Origin of the sequence: Microbacterium jepli, assembly GCF_047237905.1 — a bacterium.
Classification (GTDB): domain Bacteria; phylum Actinomycetota; class Actinomycetes; order Actinomycetales; family Microbacteriaceae; genus Microbacterium.
Window position 1 is genome coordinate 186,101 of record NZ_JBDFLW010000003.1, and the last position, 24,182, is coordinate 210,282.

Here is a 24,182-nt window from a genome sequence, read left to right on the forward strand (position 1 = left end):
CGCGACGTCGTGCGCGGCGGCGGGCGCCGCGGCGACGATGGACAGGCCGCGGCGCACACGGCGGCGGGCGGCCCGCTCTGTGGTGCGTGCCGGTGCCATGTGGCCGAAGAACAGCCAGAGCCAGAGGAACATCGAGGCGAACGCGATGAACTCGAAGAGCGTGAGGTTGATGACACCGCACGTCATGACGACGAATCCGCCGACCAGGAGGATGCCGGTCGGGACGTTCTTGAGCACGAGGCGACGGCGCAGGCCGGGCACGTAGATCGGCGTGACGATCAGCAGCACGAGGAACGAGAACGTGATGCCGAGCGCGGCGAGGTCGTGCACGGGCTTGACGGTGTTGATCGGGACGAGACCGACCACGGCGAGGTGGAGTCCGAGGGAGGCGATGAGGCCGGAGACGAGCGCGGGTCCGCGGCGGTGGGTGCGGCGGCGCACGGCGTGCTCGTGCATCTCCTCGCGCACGCGGCGGGAGAGGAGGAAGATCAGCACGCCGGCGGCCAGCAGCGTGGTGTTGAAGGAGAAGCCCGAGAACACCGCGACGGTGCCGAGCTGGCTGAAGTAGAGGTACCACCACTGGTGGTCGGGAGCGGTGATGATCGCCGTTCCGATGCCGGCGACCAGGAGCACGGAGATACCGACGAAGAGCTGCACGGCCGGGGTGCGCTCGGGATCGGCCCGAGGGTGCAGGCCGACGGCGGTGGCCGGCAGCGGCTGCGCCACCGCCGGCATCGGGGCGATCTCAGCGGTCGCCGGATGCGGGGGATGGCCGGGGGCCGTCGGAGAGAGAACCAGAGTCATTCGTGCACCACTTCGCCAACAGTGCTCCGATCAAGGATTCCCCTCGACGCCTCTCGCCGAATCCGTGGTCGGGGCCACTGATCGATCGTTAGTCGTCCCCAGTGCGACTCTTACGCCAGACAATACCGGATTCTCCTGAATATTCCGCTAGCGATTGCTCGAGACCGGTGTGCATTCCCTACACGTGATCGGTCGAGGGGGTATGCTCCACCCCCCAGTTCAGCTCCCAGGTCTCGCCGGGCGTCAGCCAGCGGAGGTGCTGACCGGAGTTGAACGCGTCGGGAGGCGCGGTCATCGGCTCGAGCGCCAGCGCGAGATCCTGGCCGGGGTAGGTGTTCATCGTGAACACCTGCACGTGATCGAATCCGGCGCCCAGCCACAGGGTCACCCGCTGCCCGTCGGGCGCCTCGAGGACGCAGCGCACGCGATCGTCGGCGTCGCGGGTGAGCTCGCCGTACGCCACGTTGAGGTCGAGGTCGCCGACGCGGCGGGGGGAGCGGAGGTCGTTGCCCGCATCGACGGGACGCTCGGCGACCGGGAGCAGGCGCTCGTCGAGCTCGAAGAACGATGCGGCGGGGACCGTCAGCGCGAGGTCGGCCGTGTCGACGCCGCCGAGGCAGAAGTACGGGTGGATGCCGAGGGCGACCGGTGCATCCTCGCGTCCGACGTTGGTGAGCCGGTGCGTCGCGGCGATGCCGTCCGACGTGGCGGTGTACTGCACGCTCGTCTCGAGGTGGAACGGATACCCGGTCTGCGGGAAGACCGTCGCCGCGAGGGTGATGGAGGATGCCGCCGCGGACTCGGCTGCCGCTGCGGGGCCGCCCGTCACCGCGGACATGTCGGCCGCAGCATCCGTCGGCTGGTAGGGCATGAACCGCAGAAGTCCGTGCGAGGCGCTGCCGGTCTTCGGCTCGGTGATGGGGAGCTGCCGCGTCTCGCCGCGCTGCGTCCATCTGCCGTCGCGGATGCGGTTCGGCCACGGCACGAGCGTGATGCCGGAGGCCGACGGCGTGGGCACGTCGTCGGGGTACGGGGGGATGAGTGCTCGTCCGCCGACCTCGAGGGAGCGGAGGGATGCTCCGACCTGGGCCACCTGGGCGGCCACCCGCCCATCGGGTGAGACGAGGCGGAAGCGCCGGCCGGTCGGATCGGCGGGGATGGATGTCGTCATGATCACCTCTGCAGCCACGGCCGGAGCAGCCGTGTCACCCAGGGTAGGACGAGGTAGGTCATGACGGGAGTGAGCAGGACCGTCGTCAGCAGCACGCGCACGACCAGCGGCCAGGCTCCGAACCCCGGCACGAAGCCCAGCAGCCACGAGGCGAGGAGGTTCACGGGGAAGAATCCGAGCCAGATGGTCACCGCCTGCTTCCAGCGCGGCGGCGCCGCGGGGATGGGCTGCACGATCGGGCCGGTGGTCGCAGCATCGAGAGGGGAGCCGGGCGTCCGCGACTCGACGTGGGTCGCGAACGGGGCGTCGAACCAGCCCTCGATGCCGCTGCGCCGCTCGATGCGCACCTCGCGGGCGAAGGGGCGGCCTGAGTTGAGCCACCAGGTGCGCTGCGAGGACTGCTCCCACGCCTCGAGCGTGGGGATGTCGCGGAAGCGGTAGAGCATGTACCAGAGGTCGCTGCCCTCGCCCGCGCGCACCCACCCCGAGCCGAGGAAGCCGTCGAACGCGGCCGCGAGGTCGGTTCCCGCCTGCATCCAGGTCGTCGCGACCGACGCCTGCTCCGGATCGATGCGCCGTTCGATGGCGACGGTGATGGGGGCATCTGTCATGCGTCCATTCCATCCGATCCCGGTCCGTCGTCGGCGCACGGGTTCTCAGGGTTCGGTGAGGGGCGTCCGCTACCATGAGGGGTCGGCTCCGGACACCGCGGGCCAACCGCGGATGCTTTTGTGAGTCCCAGCGGGCCGATGGTGGGGGCGCATCCGCCCCGACGACCATCCAGTGAACGGCCCCGCCGGCCAGCAGCGTCCGGCCTGCTCCTCTGCTTCTGCCTCAAGAAGCCGCTCGCGTCCGCGCGCGCATCCCCTCCTCATGCGGAGTTTCGGAGTGCTGTTCCTGCTTTGTGAGAACAGGAAGAACAATGGCCAACCCCAAGAAGAAGACCTCTACCGGACGACCGAACTTCGAGCCGCGCTACGGCGAGAAGAAGTCGTCGTACCAGGACCGCAAGCGCTTCAACGGCGCCCCCACCGCCGGCGGCGAGGCGGGCGGCTCCGCACGCTCGGGTGCACCCGTCCGTTCGGGCGGCTCGAAGGCGGGCTGGGCGAAGCCCGCGTCGGCGAAGGGTGGCGCGGCGAAGGCCGGCAGCCGCAGCGCCGGCCACCGCGGCTACCGCGCCGAGGAGGAGGGCGCGGCCCCCAAGGCCCGCTGGACCTCCACCCAGCGCGCCGGGCGCGACGAGGCGCGGGGCATCCGCGACCACGCGTCCCGCCCCGCCGGCTCGGGCGCGCGCAGCTTCGACGACCGTCCGCGTCGCGATGACCGTCCGGCTCGTTCGTTCGATGAGCGTCCCGCGCGTCGCGATGACCGTCCGGCTCGTTCGTTCGATGAGCGTCCCGCGCGTCGCGATGACCGTCCGGCTCGTTCGTTCGATGAGCGTCCCGCGCGTCGCGATGACCGCCCGGCCCGCTCGTTCGACGAGCGCCCCGCCCGCCGTGACGAGCGTCCCGCGCGCCGTGACGACCGTCCGGCCCGCCCGTTCACCGACCGTCCGGCCCGCCCGTTCACCGACCGCCCGGCCCGCCCGTTCAACGACCGCCCGGCTCGCTCCGCCGGTGACCGCCCCGCGCGGCACGATGGCCGCCCGGCCCGCCGAGACGACCGCCCCGCGCGTTCGTGGGACGACAAGGCCCGCACGGCCGGCACGCACCGCGACGCGGTCGACGTGGTCCACGAGCGCCTGCAGGCGCAGGCGATCCAGGCCGAGGAGACGACCGAGATCGGCTGGTCCGACCTCGGACTCGGCCAGAACATCGCCGGCGTCCTCGTCGAGCTGGGCGCTCCGACCCCGTTCCCGATCCAGGCGGCGACCATCCCCGAGGTGCTCGCCGGTCGCGACATCCTGGCCCGCGGCCGCACCGGCTCCGGCAAGACCATCGCCTTCGGCGCACCGCTCGTCGAGCGCGTGCTGCGCGCGCAGGGCGGCGGACGACGCGAATACGGCCGGCGGCCGCGCGCGCTCATCCTCGCGCCGACGCGCGAGCTCGCGCTGCAGATCGACGGCACCGTGCAGCCCATCGCCCGCAGCGTGGGGCTGTTCACGACGCAGATCTACGGCGGCGTGCCCCAGGGCCGCCAGATCGGGGCGCTCCGCAAGGGCGTCGACATCGTCATCGGCACGCCCGGGCGCATCGAGGACCTCATCGATCAGCGCAAGCTCGACCTGTCCGACATCCGCGTCGTCGTCATCGACGAGGCCGACCACATGAGCGAGCTGGGTTTCCTCGAGCCGCTGCAGCGCATCCTGCGCCACACGCCCGGCGGCAGCCAGAAGCTGCTGTTCTCGGCCACGCTCGACCGCGAGGTCGCCGCCGTCGTCGACGAGTTCCTCGAGAACCCGGCCGTCTACGAGGTCGCGGGCGAGACGCAGGAGACCGGCACGATCGACCACCGCGTGCTCGTGATCGACCACCGCGAGAAGGGCGAGATCCTCCGCCGCCTCGTCGACCGCGACGGCAAGACCCTCGTGTTCGCGCGCACCCGCGCCTACGCCGAGATGCTCGCCGACGACCTCGCCGACGCCGGCATCCCCGCGGTCGCCCTGCACGGCGACCTCAACCAGGCCAAGCGCACCCGCAACCTCGAGCGCCTGACCTCGGGCCGCGTGCGCGTGCTCGTCGCCACGGATGTCGCGGCCCGCGGCATCCACGTCGACGACATCGACCTGGTGGTGCAGGCCGACGCCCCCGACGAGTACAAGACGTACCTGCACCGCTCCGGCCGCACCGGTCGCGCGGGCGCCGTCGGGCGCGTGGTCACGCTGATCCCGCGTCAGCGCCGCCGTCGCATGACCGAGATGCTCGAGCGCGCCGAGATCGACGCGCCCTTCGAAGAGGCCCGCGCCGGCGACGACGTGATCGACGAGCTGGCCGGCACCCTGCCGACCGACGCCGAGCTCACCCGCTGAGCGACGCCCTCAGAACAGCATCGGAGCGGCGGTCTGCGCGGCACGACCTCTTGTGGTCGTGACCACGCGGGCCGCCGCTGTGCGTGCGGCGAGCCCCGGCGACGGCGCTCGCCGCACGCCCTCCTCCTCGGCCCAGCCGTCGAGCCGGTGCCGGCGCAGCAGGGGTCTGACCCGCTGCGTCAGCCACGACCGGTAGCCCTTCGGCGCATACGACGCCACACCCGGGTACAGCCCCAGGTACGCCGGCACGAGGTCGGGATGCTCCCGCTCGAGCCAGGTCATGAACCACTGCTTCGCGCCCGGTCGCAGGTGCAGCGCGCCGAAGACGACGCGTGACGCTCCGGCGGCGGCGATGAGCTCGAGCGCGTGGTCGAGAGCGGCGACCGAGTCGGTGAGGTGGGGCAGGACGGGCATGAGGAACACCGTCACGCGGAAGCCGGCCTCCGTCGCCGCCCGCACCGTGTCGAGTCGCGCCTTCGCCGAGGGAGTGCCGGGTTCGATCGCGTGTTGGAGCACGTCGTCGAAGATCGCGATCGACATGGCGAGTCCGACATGGACGGATGCCGCGGCCTCGGTGATCAGCGGCAGGTCGCGCCGCAGCAGCGTGCCCTTGGTGAGGATCGAGAACGGGGTGCCCGACTCCGCGAGCGCGGACACGATCCCCGGCATGAGGGCGTAGCGGCCCTCGGCGCGCTGGTACGGGTCGGTGTTGGTGCCGAGCATGACGGGCTCGTGCTGCCACGACGGGCGCCGCAGCTCCTTCGTCAGCACCTCCGCCACGTTGACCTTCACGACGACCTGGGAGTCGAAGTCGCGTCCCGCGTCGAGGTCGAGGTACTCATGGGTGCCGCGCGCGAAGCAGTAGACGCAGGAGTGGCTGCAGCCGCGGTAGGGGTTAACGGTCCAGTCGAACGGCATGCCCGATGATCCGGGGACGTTGTTCAGGGCGCTCTTGGCCATCACCTCGTGGAAGGTCATGCCGGCGAACTCCGGCGTCGTGACCGATCGCACGAGACCGTCGATGCGCTCGAGTCCTGGCAGGGCGGCGGCATCCGGCACCCCGAGCTCCTGTCCCTGCCAACGCATGACACCATACGAACAGATGTACGAATGTGTGTCAAGCACAGCGCGACATCGATCGAAGCTCGCACCACCCCGATCGCGCGACCCAGCCCCGGCGTTCACAATGGAAGCGTGACGGCACCCGAACCGCACGTCGGCACCTCCCGTCGCGCGCACCCTCCCGCGCGTGACGTCGAGCGTGCCGCCGCCGACGCCGGGCCGCCCGCGTGCGGCTCGTCTTCGCGCTGGCGATGGCCGTCGCCCTCGTCGTCGGCACGACCGTCGCCGTGTCGGCGGTGCTGAACGCCGGGCCGGTGGCCGAGGCATCCGCATCCTCCGCGACGCCGGCGGCCCTCGCCGCCTCGCCCGCCCCAGCGCAGGCCGACGCCCTCCCCGCGCCGACGATCGTGGGCAGTTCCGTCGCAGCCGTCGACCTGTGCGCGGACGCGACGGTCACCGCCGCGCTGGCCGCCGGCGACGATGCCGCGGTCATCGCCGCCGCCGGTGGACCCGACGGGCTGCGCCAGGGCGTCGCCGCCGGAACCCTGGCGTGCGTGTCGCTGTCCGATCCGGGGCACGTCTGGACGGTCGTCAACAAGAATCGCCCGTTCCAGCCCGTCGACTACGAGCCGTCGCCGCGCGAGCTGCCCGCCGGCGTGCGCAGCATCGAGGGCGGGACGCTGCGATCGGATGCCGCGGCCGCCCTGTCCGCGCTCGTCGCCGCCGCCGCGGCGGAGGGCGCCGGTGAGATCGCCCTCGAGAGCGGCTACCGCTCCTACGTCACGCAGCAGAACAACTTCGGCTCGGGCGGACCGGAGGTCGAGGCATCCGTCGCCCGTCCGGGATACAGCGAACACCAGTCGGGCCTCGCGGCCGACGTGGTGGCCTGCGACGGCGGGGGGTGCGGCACGCTGGACGACCTCGCCGCGACGCCGCAGGGCGCGTGGACGGCGGCCAACGCCTGGCGGTTCGGGTGGATCGTCCGCTACGAGGCGGGGCGCACCGACGTGACCGGGTACATCCCCGAGCCCTGGCATCTGCGCTTCGTCGGCACCGAGCTGGCGCAGGCGTATCACGACGGTGGCTGGCTGAGCCTGGAGGAGTTCTTCGGGCTGCCCGCGGCGCCGACGTACTGAGCATCGGAACGCGACACCCAGTTCCACGTCGAGTGGGATGCGATCCCACATCCCCGGCTCGTTCATCGATTCGGAGACATAGAATCGCCGCAGGCGCCGCGGCCGTTCCGGCCTTCGCCACCGAGATGTCTCCGCGCGGCGGAGAGGGAAGGACCGGGCATGGACCGCGAGATCTACGACGAGGACCACGAGGCGTTCCGCGAGGTCGTCAAGGAGTTCGTCAAGCGCTTCGTGACGAACGAGAAGCGCGAGCAGTGGGACGCCGCGGGCGAGATCGACCGCGCGACGATGAAGGCCGCCGGCGAGTCGGGCATCATCGGCCTGTCCGTCCCCGAGGAGTTCGGCGGCGCCGGGATGCTGCAGGACTACCGCTTCCGCGCCGTCGTCAACGAGGAGATCATCAAGGCCGGTGCGGGCTCGCTCGCCGGCGCCTTCGGCATCCAGGACGATCTGGCCGTGCCGTACCTCGTGCACATGGGCACGCAGGCGCAGAAGGAGAAGTGGCTGCCGGGGATGGCGACGGGCGACGTGCTCGGCGCGCTGGCGATGAGCGAGCCGGGGGCGGGCTCCGACCTGCGCGGCATCTCGACGACGGCGAAGAAGGTCGACGGCGGGTACCTCGTCAACGGCGCCAAGACGTTCATCTCCTCCGGCAAGACCGCCGACATCGTGGTCACGTTCGTGAAGACCGGCGAGGGCAACCGTCCCGACGCGTTCAGCCTCCTCATCCTCGAGAACGGGATGGACGGGTTCGATCACGGCAAGAAGCTCCACAAGATGGGCTTCGCCGGTCACGACACCGCCGAGCTCAGCTTCAGCGACGTCTTCGTGCCCGACGAGAACCTGATCGGCGGCGAGGAGGGCAAGGGCTTCGTCCAGCTGATGATGAACCTGCCGCTGGAACGCCTGTCGATCGGCGTCGCGGCGGCGGCGGCCTCGGAGGCTGCGCTCGCCTGGACTCTCGAGTACACGGGTAGCCGGGAGGCGTTCCGCCAGCCGGTGATCGACTTCCAGAACACGCGGTTCAAGATCGCGGACGTCGCCACCACGGTCGACGTGCTGTGGGCCTACATCGACCGCGCGATGATGCTGTACTCCGAGGGCAAGCTGTCGCCGGATGAGGCCGCCAAGGTCAAGTTCTGGTCGACGGAGCGCGAGTGGGAGATCCTCGACACCTGCGTGCAGCTGTTCGGCGGCTACGGCTACATCACGGAGTATCCGATCGCCCGCGCGTTCCTCGACGCGCGCGTGCACCGCATCTACGGCGGCACGAACGAGATCATGCGCGAGATCGTCGCCCGGCGGGTGACCGGCCGGAAGTGAGGGACGGATGCCGCGGCTCGCGCCGCGGCATCCGTCGCCCTCAGTCCGCTGCGCCCGTCGGCCGTGCCGCTGCGCGCGTGGATGTGCGGAGCCGGTACAGGCTCGTCGTGGCGGTGATGAAGAGGTCGGTTCCATCGTCGCCGCCGAAGCACAGGTTGGAGACGACCTCGGGCACCGGGATGAAGCGGATCTCGGTGCCGTCGGGCTCGAACACGTGCACGCCGTCGCCCGCCGACGACCACATGCGTCCGCGCTCGTCGACGGCGATCCCGTCGGGCAGGCCGACGTCGATGACGGCGAAGGTGTGGCCGCGCGCGGCGCCGATGCACGGGTGCTCGGTGGAGCCGGTGACGTCGTAGGCGCGGATCCAGTGGCCGGGTCCGTCGTCGAGGCCCGCGGCGGTGTCGGTCACGTAGACCGTGCGACCGTCGGGCGAGAAGGCGATGCCGTTGGGCTGGACGATGTCGGTGATGACCGGGGTCAGTCCGTCGGCGGGAGACCAGCGGAAGACGAAGCGCGCGCCGTATTCGCGCTCGCCGGGATGGCCCTCGTTCGGCTGGACGATGCCGTAGTCGGGATCGGTGAACCAGTACGACCCGTCGGGGGCGATCGCGATGTCGTTGGGGGAGTTGAGGCGCGCATCGTTCCAGTGGGACGCGATCGCCTCGACGGTACCGTCAGGCCGCTCGCGCTCGAGGCGGCGGCGGCCGTGCGAGCACTGGATGACGCTGCCGTCGGTGTCGAGTGCGCGTCCGTTCGTGAACTCGACGCCCTGCCGGTGGACGGAGGTCTCGCCCGTGGCGGCGCTCCACTGAAGGATGCGGTCGTTCGGGATGTCGCTCCACCTCACCGTGCGGGAGGCGGGGATCCAGAGGGGTCCCTCGGTCCAGATCCCGCCGGTTGCGAGTCGGTCGATGCGGGTGCCCTCGGGCAGGAGGGGATCGGTCACGGGTGCGTCTCTCGGTCGTCGGCTCAGGCGGAGCGGAACACGTCGACGCTCGCGGGACGCTGTCGAGCGGCGAGCACGAGCGCGAGGACGCCGAGTCCGACGGTGGCGGCCAGGAAGGGAAGGGTGCCGATGGCGGCGAGTGCTGCCGCGACGGGCTGGACGTCGTCCGGTCCGAGTGCGACGAAGAGGATCTGCGGCAGGGCCCATGCCGCGGCCTGCGCGGCCAGCACCCACAGCGGAGCCCACCGCCACGGCGCCGGGATCACCCCCGCGCGCCCGAGCTGCACGCCGCCGATGAGGCCTGCCGCCGCGGGAATGAGGAGCGAGGCGTAGCCCAGCACCTGCCAGCCCGCGCCCGCGCCCGTCGGATCGGTCTGCGAGAGGGCCGCCCCCAGCGCGGTCGCCGCGAGCGGCCAGAGTGCTACGATCGCCAGCGCCGTGAGGCCGAGGGGGCGGCGGGCGACGACGCTCGCCTCTCGCGAGAGCCCGATCGCGAAGAGCAGGACGGCGACCGCCCACACGACGTCTGCGACGGCGGTGAGGACGGCCGTGCCGGGGCCGCCGTACATGGTGAAGCGCATCATGCCCAGCACCCCGCAGAGGATGAGTCCGCTGCCGGCGATGGTCCACGTCCTCGTCACCTGCCGCATGGGTCCAGGCTAGCGAGGGGTATGCGCGCCGCACTGGGGCGGGTCGGCAAGCTGACGCGATCCCGATCCCGATCCCGATCCCGATCCCGATCCCGATCCCGATCTCGATCTCGATCCCCATCCCGACCTCGGCGCTCGTCCGGATCCTGGCGCGAATCTGGGTCCCGGCTCTGGGAGCGATCAGAACGGCGGTGGGTCGTCGGCGACGAAGCGCACCATCGGCGCGGGGGCGTCGAGGTACACGCGCCTGGTCGGACTCGTCCACCGCAGCACCCCGCCGCCGGCCTGCTCGACGCTCCACGCCGACTGATGCTTCAGCACGTGATGTCGACGGCAGAGATGGGCGAGGTTCTCGACCTCCGTTGGACCGCCCCATGCAGCATCCTTCGTGTGATCGAGATCCGACCGCCGCGCGGACACCCCGCATCCGGGGAATCGACATCGCTCGTCGCGTGCGCGGAGGAACCGCCGCAGGTCTTCTGAGGGGCGGTACCGGTCGACGGCCACGACCGCGCCGCTCGAGGCGTCCGTGAGCACGCGATCCCACGCCGGCGCGGCGGCGCTGAGGCGTGCCGCGGTGTCGCGGTCGATCGGCCCGTGGCCACCGAGCACGGCCGGCCGCCCCTCACCGAGAGCGAGCGTGGTCACCGGGACCGTCACCTGCACGCTCGCGGCGATCGCCTCCAGCCCGTCGCCGTGGCCGTGAGCCAGGCCCGTCAGCGCCAGATCGCACAGCAGATCGGCTCGGCGCTCGTCGATGCAGCGCGGGTCGTCGGTCACCGCGACGGCCGGTGAAGCATCGCCCGCCTCACCGCCGGACATCGCTTCGCGGCCGCCGTCGGCATTCGATCGCTCCACGGACGCGCCCTGTCGCGTGGTCGCGTGCGCCATTCGGGTCAGGCGGTCGTGGATGCCGTGCGCAAGAGCCGCGGGGAGCACGGCGAGCAGTTCCGCCATGCCGTCGTCGAGGTCGGTGACGACGACGCGCCGCAGCCGGCGCGCCTCCGCGTACCGCTCGTCGATCGACGTCGACCGCGCCTCCTCCGCCAGCGCACGTGCGATCGCTCGCAGTCTGCCGGGCGTCTCATGCGCGGCCTTGTCGATCGCGCGAGCCTCGTACGTCGCACGCGCGCCCGCATCGTCGATGCCGATGCCCGCGTCGACGATCACCGACAGGTGCGCGCGGCTGATGCGCCCCTCGGCGAGGGCGGTGACCGCCGCAGGGAACCGGTCGACGGCGACGTGCGCGTCGGACAGTCGTCGCTGCACCGTGCGATCGCTCACCCGGAGGGCGGCAGCAAGCTCGGCCGCGATGGACCGCAACGGCAGGTCGGACTCCACGGTGCCCGCCGGTCCGCGGGATGCCTGCTCCTCGGCGAGCGCGACCGCCGCGGACAGCAGCTGCGCCTCCAGCGCCTGCAGGGTGCCGATCGTGCGATGGGCCTGCTGGAGGGTGGCGACCAGCTCGGACAGCATGACGGATTCCTCCTCCGTGGGAAGGGAGTCGGCGGCCCAGCGATCGGTCATGAACCCATTCTGACCAGGGGTTCCGACATCGGCCCCGTCGTCAGACCCGCGCTCGCCGCAGGGCCGGACGATCCCCGAATCGGCGGCCGAGGGAGCCCCGCCCCCACCTATCATTCGAACGTGCATGATCCGATCGAGCCGTACGAGCACGGGTCGCTGGCGCGTCCCGGCGGTTCGCAGCTGTACTGGGAGGCGTCGGGCAACCCCGACGGGCATGCTGCGCTCTATCTGCACGGCGGACCGGGGAGCGGCCTCGGGCGTGGAGGCTATCGGCGCCGCTTCGACCCGTCCGTGTACCGCATGGTCGGCCTGGATCAGCGGGGATGCGGACGGAGCACGCCGTGGGCGTGCGACAGCCTCGACACCTTGGACGCGAACACCACGCCGACGCTCATCGCCGACATCGAGGCGCTTCGCGAGCACCTGGGAATCGAGCGCTGGCTGCTGCACGGCGTCTCCTGGGGCAGCACCCTGGCCCTCGCCTACGCGCTGCAGCACCCCTCACGCGTGGGCGGGCTGGTGCTCACCGCGGTCACGTCCGGCAGCCGGGAGGAGATCGACTGGATCACGGAGGGCGTCGGCATGGTGTTCCCCGAGGCCTGGGAGCGCTTCGCGTCGCGCGCGCCGGACGGCGAGCGGGTGGTCGAGGCGTACGCGCGTCTGGTCCGCGATCCCGACCCGGCGGTGCGCGCCGACGCGGCGTCGGCCTGGGACGAATGGGAGTCCACCACCGTGTCCCTCGACCCGAACTGGACCCCCGGGCCGCTGTTCGACGACGCTCGGCAACGCCTCAACTTCGCGACGCTCGTCACCCATTACTGGGCGCACGACTGCTTCCTGACCGGTTCCGACCGCATCCGCGATCGCATCGCCGAACTCGCCGGCATCCCCGCCGTCCTCATCCACGGCCGGTACGACATCAGCGGACCGGCCATCACCCCGTGGCTGCTCCATCGCGCGTGGCCGGGCAGCGAGCTGATCATCGTCGAGGACGAGGGACACGGCGGCGAGAAGGAGATGGAACGGACCTCGCGCGCCATCGATGCGATGGTCGATCGTCTCGGCGCAACGGCGTCCGGCCCGCGGGCCTGAGCCCGCCGACCTCACACCACCACGAACAGCCCCGCCGTCACCGCCCAGAACAGCACCACGAACACGACGTCCCTCGTGCGGAACGGCACGAGATGCCGCTCGGTGCGATCGGGATGGGCGCCGAAGGCGCGCGCGTCCATCGCGAGGGCGACCCGCTCCGCGTGCCGGATCGCGCCGGCCAGCAGCGGGATCATGTACCCCCACCACCGGCCGATCGCCGCGAACGGTCCACGCCCGGCGTGGGCGCCGCGCACGCGATGCGCCTGCCGGATCACCTCCAGCTCGTGGCCGAACCGCGGCACGAACCGCAGCGCGGCCAGGGCGGTGTAGCCGATCCGGTACGGCACCCGCAGCTGCTGCACACTCGCACGGATGAGGTCGGTGCCGTCGATCGACAGCCCGGGAATCAGACTGAGCGCGACGATCGCCGCGAGCCGCAGCCCCGTCGACAGGCCGATCTCCAGTGCGCCGGCGCGCAGCTGCCACGCGCCCGCCTCCCACACCACCGGCGTCCGGGCGACCGCGGCCGGATCCGTCCACAGCGAGAAGCCGAGGCCCAGCACGACGACGACCACCGGAAGCACGAGGAGCGCGCCGAGCAGCCGCCGACTCGGCCGGACCCCCACGAGGAGCACCACGACGGCCAGCACGAGGAACGCGGCCGGGGTCGCGGCATCCCGGACGAGGACGAGCGCGACCATCGCCGGCAGCGGGGCCGCCAGCGCGGCGAGCGGATTGAGGCCGTGCAGGAACCGCACGCCGCGCGTCGCGGGGGGCGTCTCGACGGCGGAGGTCACCGGTCACCCCCGGGGAGGTCGGCGAGCCGCGTGACACCGGCGAGCGACGGATGCCGCGTCAGCCCCGCGAACGCACGTCGGAGCGGCGGCTGCGCGAGCCCCGCCGCCTCGATGAGCGCGTCGCTCGCGAAGACGGAGCACGTGGATGCTGCGGCCACCACCTCGCCGTCGGCGAGCGCGACCACGTGGTCGGCGTACTCGCTGACGAGCTGCATGTCGTGCGTGACGATGAGGACCGTCGTGCCCTCGGCACGCAGATCGGCCAGCATCGACAGGAGCTCGTCGGCGCGGGCGCGGTCCTGACCGAACGTCGGCTCGTCGAGCGCCAGCACCGGGGCGCCGGCGATGAGCGCGGTGCCGACCGAGAGCCTCCGCTTCTGCCCGCCCGACAGTCGGAACGGGTGCGCGTCGGCCTTCGCGGCGAGTCCGAAGCGGTCGAGCATCCGCGATACGCGCGCGTCGATGTCGTCGCCGGACAGGCGGAGCCGACGGAGGCCGTATGCCAGCTCATCGCGGACGGTGTGGGCGACGAACTGGTGCTCGGGGTTCTGGAAGACGAAGCCGATCGCGGTGTTCAGCTCGCGGATGCCGGCCCCGCCGACGTCGAGATCGCCCACCGCCACGGTGCCGCGGGGCGGCCGGACGACGCCGGCGATCGCCTGGACGAGCGACGTCTTGCCCGCACCGTTCGCGCCGACCACCGCGGTGAACGAGCCGCGCGCGACGTCGAGGTCGATGTCGCGCAGCACCTCCGCGCGACCGCGCTTCAGCGACAGCCCGCGCACCCGGACGGCCGGTGGATCCAGGCGCACGCCGGAGGCGGCAGCACTCGCGCCGGGAACAGTCGCGCCGGAACCGCCGGAGACCGGCCCCGCCTCGCCCTCGAGCGCCGTGCGCAGCTCCGGCGGGTCGAGCGGCAGCGGGTCGAGGATCCACCCCGCCCGCCGCAGGCGCAGCGCCGCCAGCGCCGCCGCGGGCAGCCAGACGCCGTGCGCGTGCAGCTCGACGGCGCGCTCCTGCAGCACGGCCCGCGCCGGACCGTCCGCGATGACCCGGCCCTCCTGGTCGAGGACCACGGCGCGATCGACGAGGTGCATCGCCGCGTCGAGGTTGTGCTCGATCAGCACGACGGCGTGCTCGCCGTCGGCCACGACCTCGGCGAGGGCGCGGTAGACCTCGTCGACCCCGCGCGGGTCGAGGTTGGCGGTCGGCTCGTCCAGCACCAGCAGCGGCGATCCCATCGCCAGCGCACAGGCGATCGCGAGGCGCTGCCGTCCGCCGCCCGACAGGCGGTCGGGGTTCTCCGCCCGCCGCTCCCACAGCCCCACGCGCCGGAGCGCGGCCTCCGACCTCTGCAGCACCTCGGCCACCGGCATCCGCAGATTCTCGGGTCCGAACGCCACCTCGTCGAGCACCGTGCCCGTGACCAGCTGCGCGTCGGGGTCCTGGAACACCATGCCGACCCGGGTGCTGAGCACGGCCACCGAGGTCTCGATCGTCGACAGTCCGTCGACCTCGACCGTCCCCTCCAGCGTGGCGGGGACGTCGTGCGGGATCAGTCCGTTGAGCGCCAGGGCGAGCGTGGACTTGCCCGAACCGCTGGGGCCGAGCAGCAGCACCACCTCGCCGCGAGCGACCTGGAACGATGCCGAGGCCGGCGTCGCCGTCGACTCCCCGTCGTGCGTGATCGCGAGGTTGCGCACGCTGAGCAGCGGCGGACGAGCGGATGCCGCGGCCACGGTCAGCGGCGGGGGCCGGCGCCGGTCCGCCCTGCGCCGGAAGGATCGATCCCCGAGCCACCGGTCGCTGGACGCCCACGAGCGCCGGGACGACCGCCCCCGGAGCGACCGACGCCCGCGCGCCGGAGCCCGGCGCCGATTGCGAGGCCGACGGCTGTCCAGGCGACGGGCCCGAGCACGGACAACACCAGGTACAGGATCTGCGCCCACCCGGGGAGGGTCGACAGATGGGCGGCGAAATAGACGGCGGCGGCCACGACGACGCCGATGACGAGCGCCGAGACGAAGAAGCGCCACGCGGCCCACGACCGGTAGCGGACGGCTGCCGCGACGAGCTCCTGGATCGCCCCGAAGAGCAGCGCCGTGCCGAGGAACTGCGCGGCGTAGATCGGCGCGATCGCGCTGGAGACCAGCGCAGCCAGGGCGTGCGCGGTGAGGGCCACCCACGGCATCCGGAGCAGCTCCTGGGCGATGATCCCGGGCAGCACGTGCACGCCGAGGAGGAAGCCGTAGACGACCGGCAGCGCGGCCAGCAGAGGCACCGTCACCCAGCCGGCGACGCCGCCGAGCACGCCCGTCGCGACCCCGATCGCCGCGCAGATGAGCAGAACGCTCGTCGAGATGCGGGTTCGCTGGGCCACCTGCTCAGCCTATCCGCGACCTCTCATCACCTTCTCACCCGATCCCGTTCCCTGAGTGAAAACCGTGAGTTAGGTTTGCGGGAGCCGTACGTCGTCGTGCGGTTTCGCTTCCTCCCCATCTCTAGGAGCGCATGACTATGGTTCGCAACACCGTGCGAGCAGCAGCGGTCGTCACACTCGCCGCACTGTTCACCGGATCGGCCGCCTCGGCCGGATTCGCCGCCACCCCCGCCCCGGACGCGCCGCCGCCCGCACCGATCGAGTCGCCCACCGGCAACTACATCGTGCTGCTGGACGAGGACCCGGTCGCCACGTACACGGGCGGTGAGGCCGGCCTCGCGCCGACCCGTCCCGACGAGGGGCGGCGACTCGACAGCCAGTCGGTCGACGTCAAGGAGTACCAGGCGTTCCTCGAGCAGCGGCAGGAGGACGTCGCCGCGGCCAGCGGTGTCGACCCCCTCGAGACGTACCAGACCACGCTCAACGGCTTCAGCGCCACGATGTCTCCGGAGCAGGCGGCGAAGGTCAGCGGCATCTCCGGCGTGAAGGGCGTCTTCCCCGACGAGATCCGTCACCCCGACGCCGTCCCCTCGACCGAGTTCCTGGGTCTGGAGGGCGACAACGGCGTGTGGAGCCGCCTCGGCGGCACGGAGGGTGCGGGCAAGGGCGTGGTGGTCGGTGTCGTCGACACCGGCATCGCCCCCGAGAACGCCTCGTTCGCCGGCGACCCGCTCGGCACGACCCCGGGCGACGAGCCCTACCTCGACGGCAACGACGTCGTGTTCCAGAAGAGCGACGGCAACGAGTTCCGCAGCGAGCGCGTCGAAGGCGCGCAGTGGAGCGCCGACGACTACTCGACGAAGATCGTCGGCGCGAAGTACTTCACCACGGGCGCAGCAGCGGCCGGGTTCGACTTCCAATACGACATCCTCTCGCCGCGTGACGGCGCGGGGCACGGCTCGCACACGGCCAGCACGGCCGCGGGCAACCACGACGTGCCGGCATCCGTGAACGGCGTCGACTTCGGCCTCATCTCGGGCGTCGCGCCGGCCGCCAAGGTCGCGGCGTACAAGGCCTGCTACGACGGCCCCGACCCGGCCGACAACACCGACGACATCTGCGCGCTGAGCGACCTGCTGGCCGCGATCGACACGGCCGTCGCCGACGGCGTCGACGTCATCAACTACTCCATCGGCGGAGGCTCGGCCACGAGCGTCCTGCAGCCCGATGACATCTCCTTCTACAACGCCGCCGTCGCGGGCGTTTTCGTCTCGGTCAGCGCGGGCAACTCCGGCCCCGGAGCGTCCACGGCCGACCACGCGTCCCCCTGGTACACGACGGTCGCGGCATCCACGATCCCGACCTATGAGGGCACCGTCCAGCTGCCGAACGGCTTCCAGGCCGCCGGCGCCTCGGTCTCCGTGCCGGCCGGCCAGCCCGTCACCGGACCGGTGGTCTACGCGGGCGACGTCGCCGCGGCGGGTGACGCGGGCGCGAACGCCGCGCTCTGCTTCCCCGACACCCTCGACCCGGCGAAGGTCGCCGGCAAGATCGTCGTCTGCGATCGCGGCACCAACGCGCGCACCGAGAAGTCGGACGTCGTCAAGGCGGCCGGCGGCATCGGCATGATCCTCGTCAACGTCACGCCGAGCTCGGTGGACAACGACTTCCACGCGGTGCCCACCGTCCACATCGACGCGCAGTACCGCACGCCGCTGCTGGACTACGTGCGTAACACCGCGGATGCCACCGCCACCCTCGTCGGCGAGAACACCACGGGCGTCACCACGCCCACGCCGGTCGTCGCGGGCTTCTCCAGCCGCGGACCGATGCTCGCCGACGGCAGCGACGTCCTCAAGCCGGACATCGCCGCACCGGGCGTGGCGATCCTCGCCGCGACCAACAACCCGCTGGGCTCCCCGACGACGTACAACTTCCTGTCGGGCACCTCGATGGCCGCCCCGCACATCGCCGGCCTCGCCGCCCTCTACCTGACGGCCCACCCGCTGGCGCCGCCGGCGGAGATCAAGTCGGCCATGATGACGACGGCCTACGACACGCTCAACGGCGACGGATCGACCAACACCGATCCGTTCGCACAGGGCGCGGGTGAGGTCGACGCGAAGAAGTTCCTCGACCCGGGACTGCTGTACCTGAACGGCGTGGGCGACTGGCGCGCCTACCTGCAGGGCCTCGGCCTGGCGGACTTCGGCGTCGACCCGATCGACCCGAGCGACCTCAACCTGCCGTCGCTCGCGATCGGCACGCTGTCCAAGGAGCAGACGCTCACGCGCACCCTCACCGCGACCGCTCCCGGCACCTACACTGTGTCGGCCGAGGTCCCGGGCGTCGACGTGACGGTGAGCCCCTCGTCGCTGACGTTCGGCGCCGCGGGCGAGTCGCACACCTTCGAGGTGACGTTCTCCAACGCCACCGCGCCGGTCGAGGAGTGGGCCACCGGCTCGCTCACCTGGACCGACGGGACGACGAACGTCCGCTCGCCGATCGCGGTGCGTCCGGTCACGGCCGACGCCCCCGCCGAGGTGCAGGGCACGGGCATCACCGGCAGCACCGACGTCACCATCGACGCCGGCCTGACGGGCGACCTCGCGCTCAACCTGTCGGGTCTCGCGCCGGTGACGCTGCTCACCGACCCGACCCACCCGGTCGAGGGCCACTCCGGCGACCAGGACTCGGGCGATGAGAACGGCCTCGTGACCTGGATCACCGAGGTGCCCGAGGGTGCGACCCTCGCCCAGTTCGATCTCGACTCCTCGGACGACACGGAGGGGACCGACCTCGACCTCAGCGTGTACCGCATCGTCAGCCCCACCGACACGCGCTACTACGAGAAGTTCTCGTCGGCCACCGCGTCGGCGGACGAGCGGGTCACGCTGAACGACCCGACCGCGGGGTACTACCTCATCGAGGTCGACATGTACGCCACGCCGGTGCCGATGACGTGGGACATGACCACGGCGATCGTCACCCCCGGTGGCGAGGGATCGCTCACCGCGACGCCGAACCCGCTGCCCGTCGTCCGCGGCGAGCAGGCTAAGTACACCCTGTCGTGGAGCGGCCTGCAGGCCGACACGCGCTACCTCGGCGTGGTCGGCTACGGCGACTCCGCGGTGCGCACCATCCTCTCGGTCGACAGCGGTCCGGCGGCACCCGTCGCCACGGTCGCTCCCGCGGTGACCGGGACGGCGCAGGTCGGCAAGACTTTCACGGCCACCCCGGGCACCTGGGATCCGGCCGACGTGACGGTCGCCTACCAGTGGCTCCGCAACGGCGAGCCGATCGACGGCGCGACGTCGGCCCGCTACCGCGTCACGCAGGGCGACGTCGGGACGAAGCTGTCGGTGCAGGTCACCGCGACCGCGGCCGGCAACCCCAACGCGGGCACGGCCGTCAGCAACGAGGTGTTCGTGAAGTACACCTCGCGCACGACGGTGAGCATGAACCGGTACATCGGCTCGTCCTCGCAGCCCTACGCGGTCACCGTCAAGGTGACCCCGTCGGGCGGGGAGGCGGCCACCGGCAGCGTCACGATCTGGGTCGGCTCGCAGACCTACACCGGCACGCTGGCCGACGGTGCTGTGACGTTCAACCTGCCGAAGCAGTCGCGCGGCATCCACGTGGTGGTCGCGACCTACGCCGGCAGTGAGACCGTGCAGTCGTCGTGGGGCCTCACCGGGTTCCTCGTCCTGCGCTGATCCACCGAGAAGCGCCCGGGCTCAGGCCCGGGCGCTTCTGCGTGAGCGGATGCTGCGGCGCGCGCCGCGGCATCCGTCGAGCTCGATCGGTCAGAGCCGCGACATCCGTGGATGACGCGTCGCTCAGAGCCGCCGGCGGCGCTGCGTGAGGCGCACGCCCGGGAGCGGCGGCGCCGGGATCCGCTCGGCCCCGTGGTCCACGACGTGCCCGAAGCGCGATGCGTCCGCCTCCCACGCGTCGCGCGCCTCCACGATGTCCTCGTGCGAGCGGCCGACGAAGTTCCACCACATGACGATGTCGTCCTCGAACGGCTCGCCGCCGAGCAGGAACAGCGTCGTGTCCGCCTCGGCGGAGACCTCGATGACCGTGCGACCGGTGCCGAGATAGAGCAGATGCGCGGCATCCACCGGCAGCGACTCGTCGGCGTCGACCGCGGCGATCCCCTCGCCGAAGACGCCCGCGAGCGCATACTCCCACTCCGGGTGCAGCGGGATGCGCACCCGCGACCCTGCCGGGACGTGCAGCTCGGCGCCGACGATCGGGGTGAAGGCGGAGGCGGGCGACACCGCTCCGCCGAGCTCCCCGAGCACGACCGTCGCGACGCCGTCGGCACCGTGCACGGCCGGCAGCGCGATCTCGGGGAGCGCCTCGTGCCGCTCGAACGCCGGTCCGCCGTGGCGCCGGCTCTCGGGGAGGGCGACCCAGAGCTGCAGCGCGTCCAGGGGCACCGGCCCGTCGCCGACCGAATACTCCGAGTGGGCGATGCCGGCGCCGCTCGTCATGAGGTTCAGGGCGCCGCGGGCCACGACCACATCGCTGCCGACGGTGTCGCGGTGGCGCACCTCGCCGACGAACGGCCACGTCACCGTCTGCAGGCCGATGTGCGGGTGCGGCTCGACCCGCATGCGGGTCTCCTGCGGTCCGAACCGGTCGAGGAAGCACCACGCGCCGACCATGGGCAGGTCGCGCTGCGGCAGCGCGCGATGCACCGACATCCCGCGCACACCGCCCAGCGGAACCTCGCGGCTCTCGAGCAGGATGGTCCGCGGGCCGAGGCCCTCCGGCGCGGGCTCCGCCACGGACTCCGCGTCGACGTCGAGCCGGGTCATACGCCCGAGCCGCCCGATTTGCTGGCGCCGGCCGCACCGTCGTCCGCGCTCGGGCGATGGCCCGCTTCGTCGCGACCGGCCGCAGCCCAGTCGATGCGCAGACCCTCGACCTCATGCCCGCGGAGGTACTTGGCCACGAACGAGCACAGCGGCACCACCGTGGCGTCGTGGGCCGCAGCATCCGCCATCGCCTCGCCCACGAGCGTGCCGCCGAGACCGTGTCCCGCGAACGCCGGGTCGACCTCGGTGTGGGGGAAGACCCACCGGCCCTCGTCGTCGGTCTCGACCTCGGAGAACCCGCCGAGCTCGTCGCCGACGTGGATCTCGTAGCGGCCGGCCTCCTCGTTGCGGGTGACGGTCACGGGTGCGCTGGGCTGGGTCACGGGAAGTCCTCTCTTCGCTGCGTCCAACGTAGGTCGCCGCGGCGGTGGTCCGCCATGCGCGTCGACCGTTCGTCGCGCTGATCTGACCGTTCGCCGCACGACAGCCCGCGGGCCCGCACGCCGCACCGAGCGCTACCTCGCACGTCTGCACCTCCCCGAGCGCTGAGCCGCCGACCGCGAGACTGCACTCGCGCGACGAGACCTAGGGGACTGCCCATTGTCTCGCCGCACCGCTGCAGTCTCGCGGTCAAGGGCGAGGCGCGGTCAAGGCGAGCTCGCGGTCGAGGGCGGGGGCGCAGCAGGCATCGGGCAGACTCGGGGAATGACCCTGCTCGAGCTGATCGGCGACAGCCGCGACCCCGACGCGGTCTACGACGCCTTCGTGACGTGGGCCAACGGCCGCGGACTCGAGCTGTACCCCGCCCAGGACGAAGCCGTCATCGAGATCGTCTCCGGCGCGAACGTCGTGCTGTCCACCCCGACCGGCACGGGCAAGTCGCTCGTCGCGGTCGCGGCGCACGCCGCCTCCCTCTCCCGCGGCGGGCGCAGCTACTACACCGCTCCGATCAAGGCGCTGGTGAGCGAGAAGTTCTTCGCCCTCGTCGAGATCTTCGGCGCGTCGAACGTCGGCATGGTCACGGGCGACTCGTCGGTGAACCCGGATGCCGCGATCATCTGCTGCACGGCGGAGATCCTCGCCAACCTCGCGCTGCGCCATGGCGCCGAGTCGGACGTCGACCAGGTCGTGATGGACGAGTTCCACTACTACGGCGACCCGGATCGTGGCGGCGCGTGGCAGATCCCGCTGCTGCTGCTCCGGCGCGCGCAGTTCATCCTGATGTCGGCCACGCTCGGCGACGTGAGCGCCATCGCGTCGGATCTGACGCGGCGCACCGGGCGACCCACCGCGCTCGTCACCGGCGTGGAGCGGCCCGTGCCGCTGCACTTCTCGTATGCCCGCACACCCATCCACGAGACCGTCGAGGAGCTGCTGCAGACGAACCGCGCGCCGGTCTACGTCGTGCACTTCTCGCAGGCGGCGGCGATGGAGCGCGCCCAGGCGCTGTCGTCGGTGCGGATCGTCTCCCGCGAGCAGCGCGACGAGATCGCCGAGGCGATCGGCGGGTTCCGCTTCACCACGGCCTTCGGCCGCACGCTCTCGCGCTACGTGCGGGCCGGCATCGGCGTGCACCACGCCGGCATGCTCCCGCGCTACCGCCGCCTCGTCGAGACGCTCGCCCAGCGCGGGCTCCTGCGCGTCATCTGCGGCACCGACACACTCGGCGTCGGCATCAACGTGCCGATCCGCACGGTGCTCATCACCGCGCTCACGAAGTACGACGGACAGCGGATGCGCCAGCTCACCGCCCGCGAATTCCACCAGATCGCCGGCCGTGCCGGTCGAGCGGGCTACGACACCGCGGGAACGGTCGTCGTCATGGCGCCCGAGCACGAGATCGAGAACGCCGTCGCCGTCGCGAAGGCCGGCGACGACCCGAAGAAGCAGCGTAAGGTCGTGCGCAAGAAGGCGCCGCAGGGGTTCGTGAACTGGGGCGAGGCCTCCTACGAGCGCCTCGTCGCGGCGGAGCCGGAGCCTCTCGAGCCGCAGCTGAAGCTCACGGCGGCCATGCTCATCAACGTCATCGCGCGCGGCGGGGACGTGTTCGCCAACGTCCGCTCGCTCGTCTTCGACAACCACGAGCCCCGCGCCCGCCAGTACGAGCTCGCCCGCCGCGCCCTGGCGATCTTCCGCACCCTCGTGCAGGCCGGCGTCGTCGAGGTCGTCCGCGAGCCCTCGCCCGTCGAGCACGCCGCACCACTCGCCGCCATCCGCCTCACCGTCGACCTTCAGCCGAACTTCGCGCTCAACCAGCCGCTGTCGCCTTTCGCGCTCGCCGCCATCGAGCTGCTCGATCCCGACGACGCAGTCGGCGCGGCATCCGCCCGACCGACGAGGCCGGTACCCTCCACCGTCACCCCCGCCGCCTCAGCCGCCACCTCCACTTCCGACACCTCCACCCCCAACACCTCCACCCGCGAGAACTTCGGAGAATCGAGCGAACTTCGGACCGAAGCATCGGATTCCTCCGACGTCCGCGACGAACTCCGAGTTCCGAATGACGCCGAGCAGGCGGCGCCCACCGCCACGACCGCCGGCACCGGCCACTACGCGCTCGACGTCGTGAGCGTCATCGAGGCGACACTCGACGACCCGCGGCCGGTGCTCTCGCAGCAGCAGTTCCAGGCGCGCGGCGAGGCCGTCGCGGCGATGAAGCGCGCGGGCATCGAATACGAGGAGCGGATGGAGGCTCTCGAGGAGGTCACCTACCCGAAGCCCCTCGCCGAGCTGCTCGCGCAGTCCTTCGAGGTCTTCGCGTCGAGCCAGCCGTGGGTGCGCGACTTCGAGCTGTCGCCCAAGTCGGTCGTCCGCGACATGTTCGAGCGCGCACTGTCGTTCGCGGAGTTCATCTCCGTCTACCAGCTCGCCCGAAGCGAGGGGCTCATGCTGCGCTACCTCAGCGACGCGTACCGCGCGATCCGCCAGACGGTGCCCGCCGAGGCGCAGACCGAAGACCTGCTCGACGTCATCGCGTGGCTGGGCGAGCTCGTCCGTCAGGTCGACTCGAGCCTCGTCGACGAATGGGAGAGCCTCATCAACCCGGTCGCCGATCCGACCGCGCCGGTGGTGCCGCCCGCGCCCCCGTCGGTGCTCACCAACCGCCGCGCGTTCGTCGTGCTCGTGCGCAACGAGCTCTTCCGCCGCGTGCAGCTCGCCGCCCTGCAGCAGGACGACGCCCTCAACGAGCTCGACCCCGACGTCGACTGGTCCGCTGCGCTCGACGGCTACTACGACGACCACGACGTGCTGCTCACGGGCGGCGCCGCGCGCTCGCCGGCGCTCGTCACGATCGACGAGTCCGAGCCGGGCGTCTGGCGCGTGGAGCAGACGCTGGACGATCCGGAGGGCGACCACGACTGGCGCATCCGCGCGGAGGTCGACCTCGCCGCCTCCCAGGAGGAGGGCACCGCCGTCGTCCGGGTGACCGAGGTCCTGCGGCTCTGATCGGGGTCCGTCCCGCGTCGGGGAGGGCACACGAAGATTCCGGATGCCGC

17 protein-coding genes and 1 pseudogene are annotated in these 24,182 nt (G+C 71.9%); 6 read left to right on the forward strand and 12 right to left on the reverse strand.

The window, feature by feature from the left end:
- Positions 1 to 120 precede the first annotated feature (120 nt).
- The 3 genes and pseudogenes from ABC304_RS01565 to ABC304_RS01575 all read right to left on the reverse strand — a co-directional run.
- Positions 121 to 804 (reverse strand): annotated as a pseudogene (locus ABC304_RS01565) (DUF998 domain-containing protein); the annotation flags it as partial.
- A 178-nt stretch (positions 805 to 982) separates the two neighbouring features.
- Positions 983 to 1,975: an aldose 1-epimerase family protein gene (locus ABC304_RS01570; RefSeq protein ID WP_412928567.1), complete on the reverse strand. Its 993-nt coding sequence runs from the start codon at positions 1,973 to 1,975 to the stop codon at positions 983 to 985.
- 2 nt (positions 1,976 to 1,977) lie between these two features.
- Positions 1,978 to 2,586, reverse strand: a complete 609-nt coding sequence (locus ABC304_RS01575) for an antibiotic biosynthesis monooxygenase (RefSeq protein ID WP_412928568.1) — start codon at positions 2,584 to 2,586, stop codon at positions 1,978 to 1,980.
- A 311-nt stretch (positions 2,587 to 2,897) separates the two neighbouring features.
- Between ABC304_RS01575 and ABC304_RS01580 the strand changes: the two genes are divergently transcribed.
- Positions 2,898 to 4,943, forward strand: a complete 2,046-nt coding sequence (locus tag ABC304_RS01580) for a DEAD/DEAH box helicase (protein ID WP_412928569.1) — start codon at positions 2,898 to 2,900, stop codon at positions 4,941 to 4,943.
- 9 nt (positions 4,944 to 4,952) lie between these two features.
- Here ABC304_RS01580 and ABC304_RS01585 read toward each other — a convergent pair whose 3' ends face one another.
- Positions 4,953 to 6,029 (reverse strand): Rv2578c family radical SAM protein, encoded by a 1,077-nt coding sequence (locus ABC304_RS01585; protein ID WP_412928570.1) that lies wholly within the window; start codon positions 6,027 to 6,029, stop codon positions 4,953 to 4,955.
- A gap of 203 nt (positions 6,030 to 6,232) precedes the next feature.
- On the opposite strand from ABC304_RS01585, the gene ABC304_RS01590 reads away from it, so the two are divergent.
- Complete coding sequence (locus ABC304_RS01590) at positions 6,233 to 7,141, forward strand: M15 family metallopeptidase (RefSeq protein ID WP_412928571.1); 909 nt, start codon at positions 6,233 to 6,235, stop codon at positions 7,139 to 7,141.
- Positions 7,142 to 7,300: 159 nt separating this feature from the next.
- Positions 7,301 to 8,464: an acyl-CoA dehydrogenase family protein gene (locus ABC304_RS01595; RefSeq protein WP_412928572.1), complete on the forward strand. Its 1,164-nt coding sequence runs from the start codon at positions 7,301 to 7,303 to the stop codon at positions 8,462 to 8,464.
- Between the two features lie 40 nt (positions 8,465 to 8,504).
- On the opposite strand, the gene ABC304_RS01600 is transcribed toward ABC304_RS01595, so the two are convergent.
- The 3 genes from ABC304_RS01600 to ABC304_RS01610 all read right to left on the reverse strand — a co-directional run bounded on the left by ABC304_RS01600 (position 8,505) and on the right by ABC304_RS01610 (position 11,590).
- Complete coding sequence (locus ABC304_RS01600) at positions 8,505 to 9,413, reverse strand: SMP-30/gluconolactonase/LRE family protein (RefSeq protein WP_412928573.1); 909 nt, start codon at positions 9,411 to 9,413, stop codon at positions 8,505 to 8,507.
- A 23-nt stretch (positions 9,414 to 9,436) separates the two neighbouring features.
- Positions 9,437 to 10,063 carry a hypothetical protein gene (locus ABC304_RS01605; protein ID WP_412928574.1) on the reverse strand — a complete coding sequence of 209 codons (627 nt, stop codon included), beginning with the start codon at positions 10,061 to 10,063 and terminating at the stop codon, positions 9,437 to 9,439.
- Between the two features lie 180 nt (positions 10,064 to 10,243).
- On the reverse strand, positions 10,244 to 11,590 hold the full coding sequence (locus ABC304_RS01610; protein ID WP_412928575.1) for an HNH endonuclease signature motif containing protein: 1,347 nt from the start codon (positions 11,588 to 11,590) through the stop codon (positions 10,244 to 10,246).
- Between the two features lie 120 nt (positions 11,591 to 11,710).
- Here ABC304_RS01610 and pip point away from each other — a divergent pair, with 120 nt between their 5' ends.
- Complete coding sequence (gene pip, locus ABC304_RS01615; protein ID WP_412928576.1) at positions 11,711 to 12,682, forward strand: prolyl aminopeptidase; 972 nt, start codon at positions 11,711 to 11,713, stop codon at positions 12,680 to 12,682.
- Positions 12,683 to 12,693: 11 nt separating this feature from the next.
- Here the strand turns inward: pip and ABC304_RS01620 are convergent, their stop codons facing one another.
- Genes ABC304_RS01620 through ABC304_RS01630 form a run of 3 tightly spaced genes read right to left on the reverse strand, consistent with a single transcriptional unit; the run spans position 12,694 to position 15,859 of the window.
- Entirely contained in the window at positions 12,694 to 13,479 is a 786-nt protein-coding gene (locus tag ABC304_RS01620; RefSeq protein WP_412928577.1) for an energy-coupling factor transporter transmembrane component T, read from the reverse strand.
- Entirely contained in the window at positions 13,476 to 15,218 is a 1,743-nt protein-coding gene (locus ABC304_RS01625) for an ABC transporter ATP-binding protein (protein WP_412928578.1), read from the reverse strand. Before ABC304_RS01625 ends, ABC304_RS01620 begins: the two co-directional genes overlap by 4 nt.
- 2 nt (positions 15,219 to 15,220) lie before the next feature.
- On the reverse strand, positions 15,221 to 15,859 hold the full coding sequence (locus ABC304_RS01630; RefSeq protein WP_412928579.1) for an ECF transporter S component: 639 nt from the start codon (positions 15,857 to 15,859) through the stop codon (positions 15,221 to 15,223).
- A gap of 131 nt (positions 15,860 to 15,990) precedes the next feature.
- Here ABC304_RS01630 and ABC304_RS01635 point away from each other — a divergent pair, with 131 nt between their 5' ends.
- Positions 15,991 to 19,575 carry a S8 family serine peptidase gene (locus tag ABC304_RS01635; protein WP_412928580.1) on the forward strand — a complete coding sequence of 1,195 codons (3,585 nt, stop codon included), beginning with the start codon at positions 15,991 to 15,993 and terminating at the stop codon, positions 19,573 to 19,575.
- Positions 19,576 to 19,698: 123 nt separating this feature from the next.
- Here the strand turns inward: ABC304_RS01635 and ABC304_RS01640 are convergent, their stop codons facing one another.
- A complete protein-coding gene (locus tag ABC304_RS01640) occupies positions 19,699 to 20,685 on the reverse strand; it encodes a pirin family protein (protein ID WP_412928581.1) in 987 nt (328 codons plus the stop codon).
- The gene (locus ABC304_RS01645) at positions 20,682 to 21,068 is read right to left on the reverse strand and encodes a GNAT family N-acetyltransferase (protein ID WP_412928582.1); all 387 of its coding nucleotides are present in this window, start codon (positions 21,066 to 21,068) and stop codon (positions 20,682 to 20,684) included. Before ABC304_RS01645 ends, ABC304_RS01640 begins: the two co-directional genes overlap by 4 nt.
- A gap of 322 nt (positions 21,069 to 21,390) precedes the next feature.
- Between ABC304_RS01645 and ABC304_RS01650 the strand changes: the two genes are divergently transcribed.
- On the forward strand, positions 21,391 to 24,132 hold the full coding sequence (locus tag ABC304_RS01650) for a DEAD/DEAH box helicase (RefSeq protein ID WP_412928583.1): 2,742 nt from the start codon (positions 21,391 to 21,393) through the stop codon (positions 24,130 to 24,132).
- Positions 24,133 to 24,182 lie beyond the last annotated feature (50 nt).

Excerpts from the sequence above, each read along its gene's own strand:
- ABC304_RS01570 (WP_412928567.1), bottom strand. The coding sequence starts at position 1,975 with ATGACGACATCCATCCCCGCCGATCCGACCGGCCGGCGCTTCCGCCTC.
- ABC304_RS01575 (WP_412928568.1), bottom strand. The coding sequence starts at position 2,586 with ATGACAGATGCCCCCATCACCGTCGCCATCGAACGGCGCATCGATCCG.
- ABC304_RS01580 (WP_412928569.1), top strand. The coding sequence starts at position 2,898 with ATGGCCAACCCCAAGAAGAAGACCTCTACCGGACGACCGAACTTCGAG.
- ABC304_RS01585 (WP_412928570.1), bottom strand. The coding sequence starts at position 6,029 with ATGCGTTGGCAGGGACAGGAGCTCGGGGTGCCGGATGCCGCCGCCCTG.
- ABC304_RS01595 (WP_412928572.1), top strand. The coding sequence starts at position 7,301 with ATGGACCGCGAGATCTACGACGAGGACCACGAGGCGTTCCGCGAGGTC.
- ABC304_RS01605 (WP_412928574.1), bottom strand. The coding sequence starts at position 10,063 with ATGCGGCAGGTGACGAGGACGTGGACCATCGCCGGCAGCGGACTCATC.
- ABC304_RS01610 (WP_412928575.1), bottom strand. The coding sequence starts at position 11,590 with ATGACCGATCGCTGGGCCGCCGACTCCCTTCCCACGGAGGAGGAATCC.
- ABC304_RS01635 (WP_412928580.1), top strand. The coding sequence starts at position 15,991 with ATGACTATGGTTCGCAACACCGTGCGAGCAGCAGCGGTCGTCACACTC.
- ABC304_RS01640 (WP_412928581.1), bottom strand. The coding sequence starts at position 20,685 with ATGACCCGGCTCGACGTCGACGCGGAGTCCGTGGCGGAGCCCGCGCCG.
- ABC304_RS01650 (WP_412928583.1), top strand. The coding sequence starts at position 21,391 with ATGACCCTGCTCGAGCTGATCGGCGACAGCCGCGACCCCGACGCGGTC.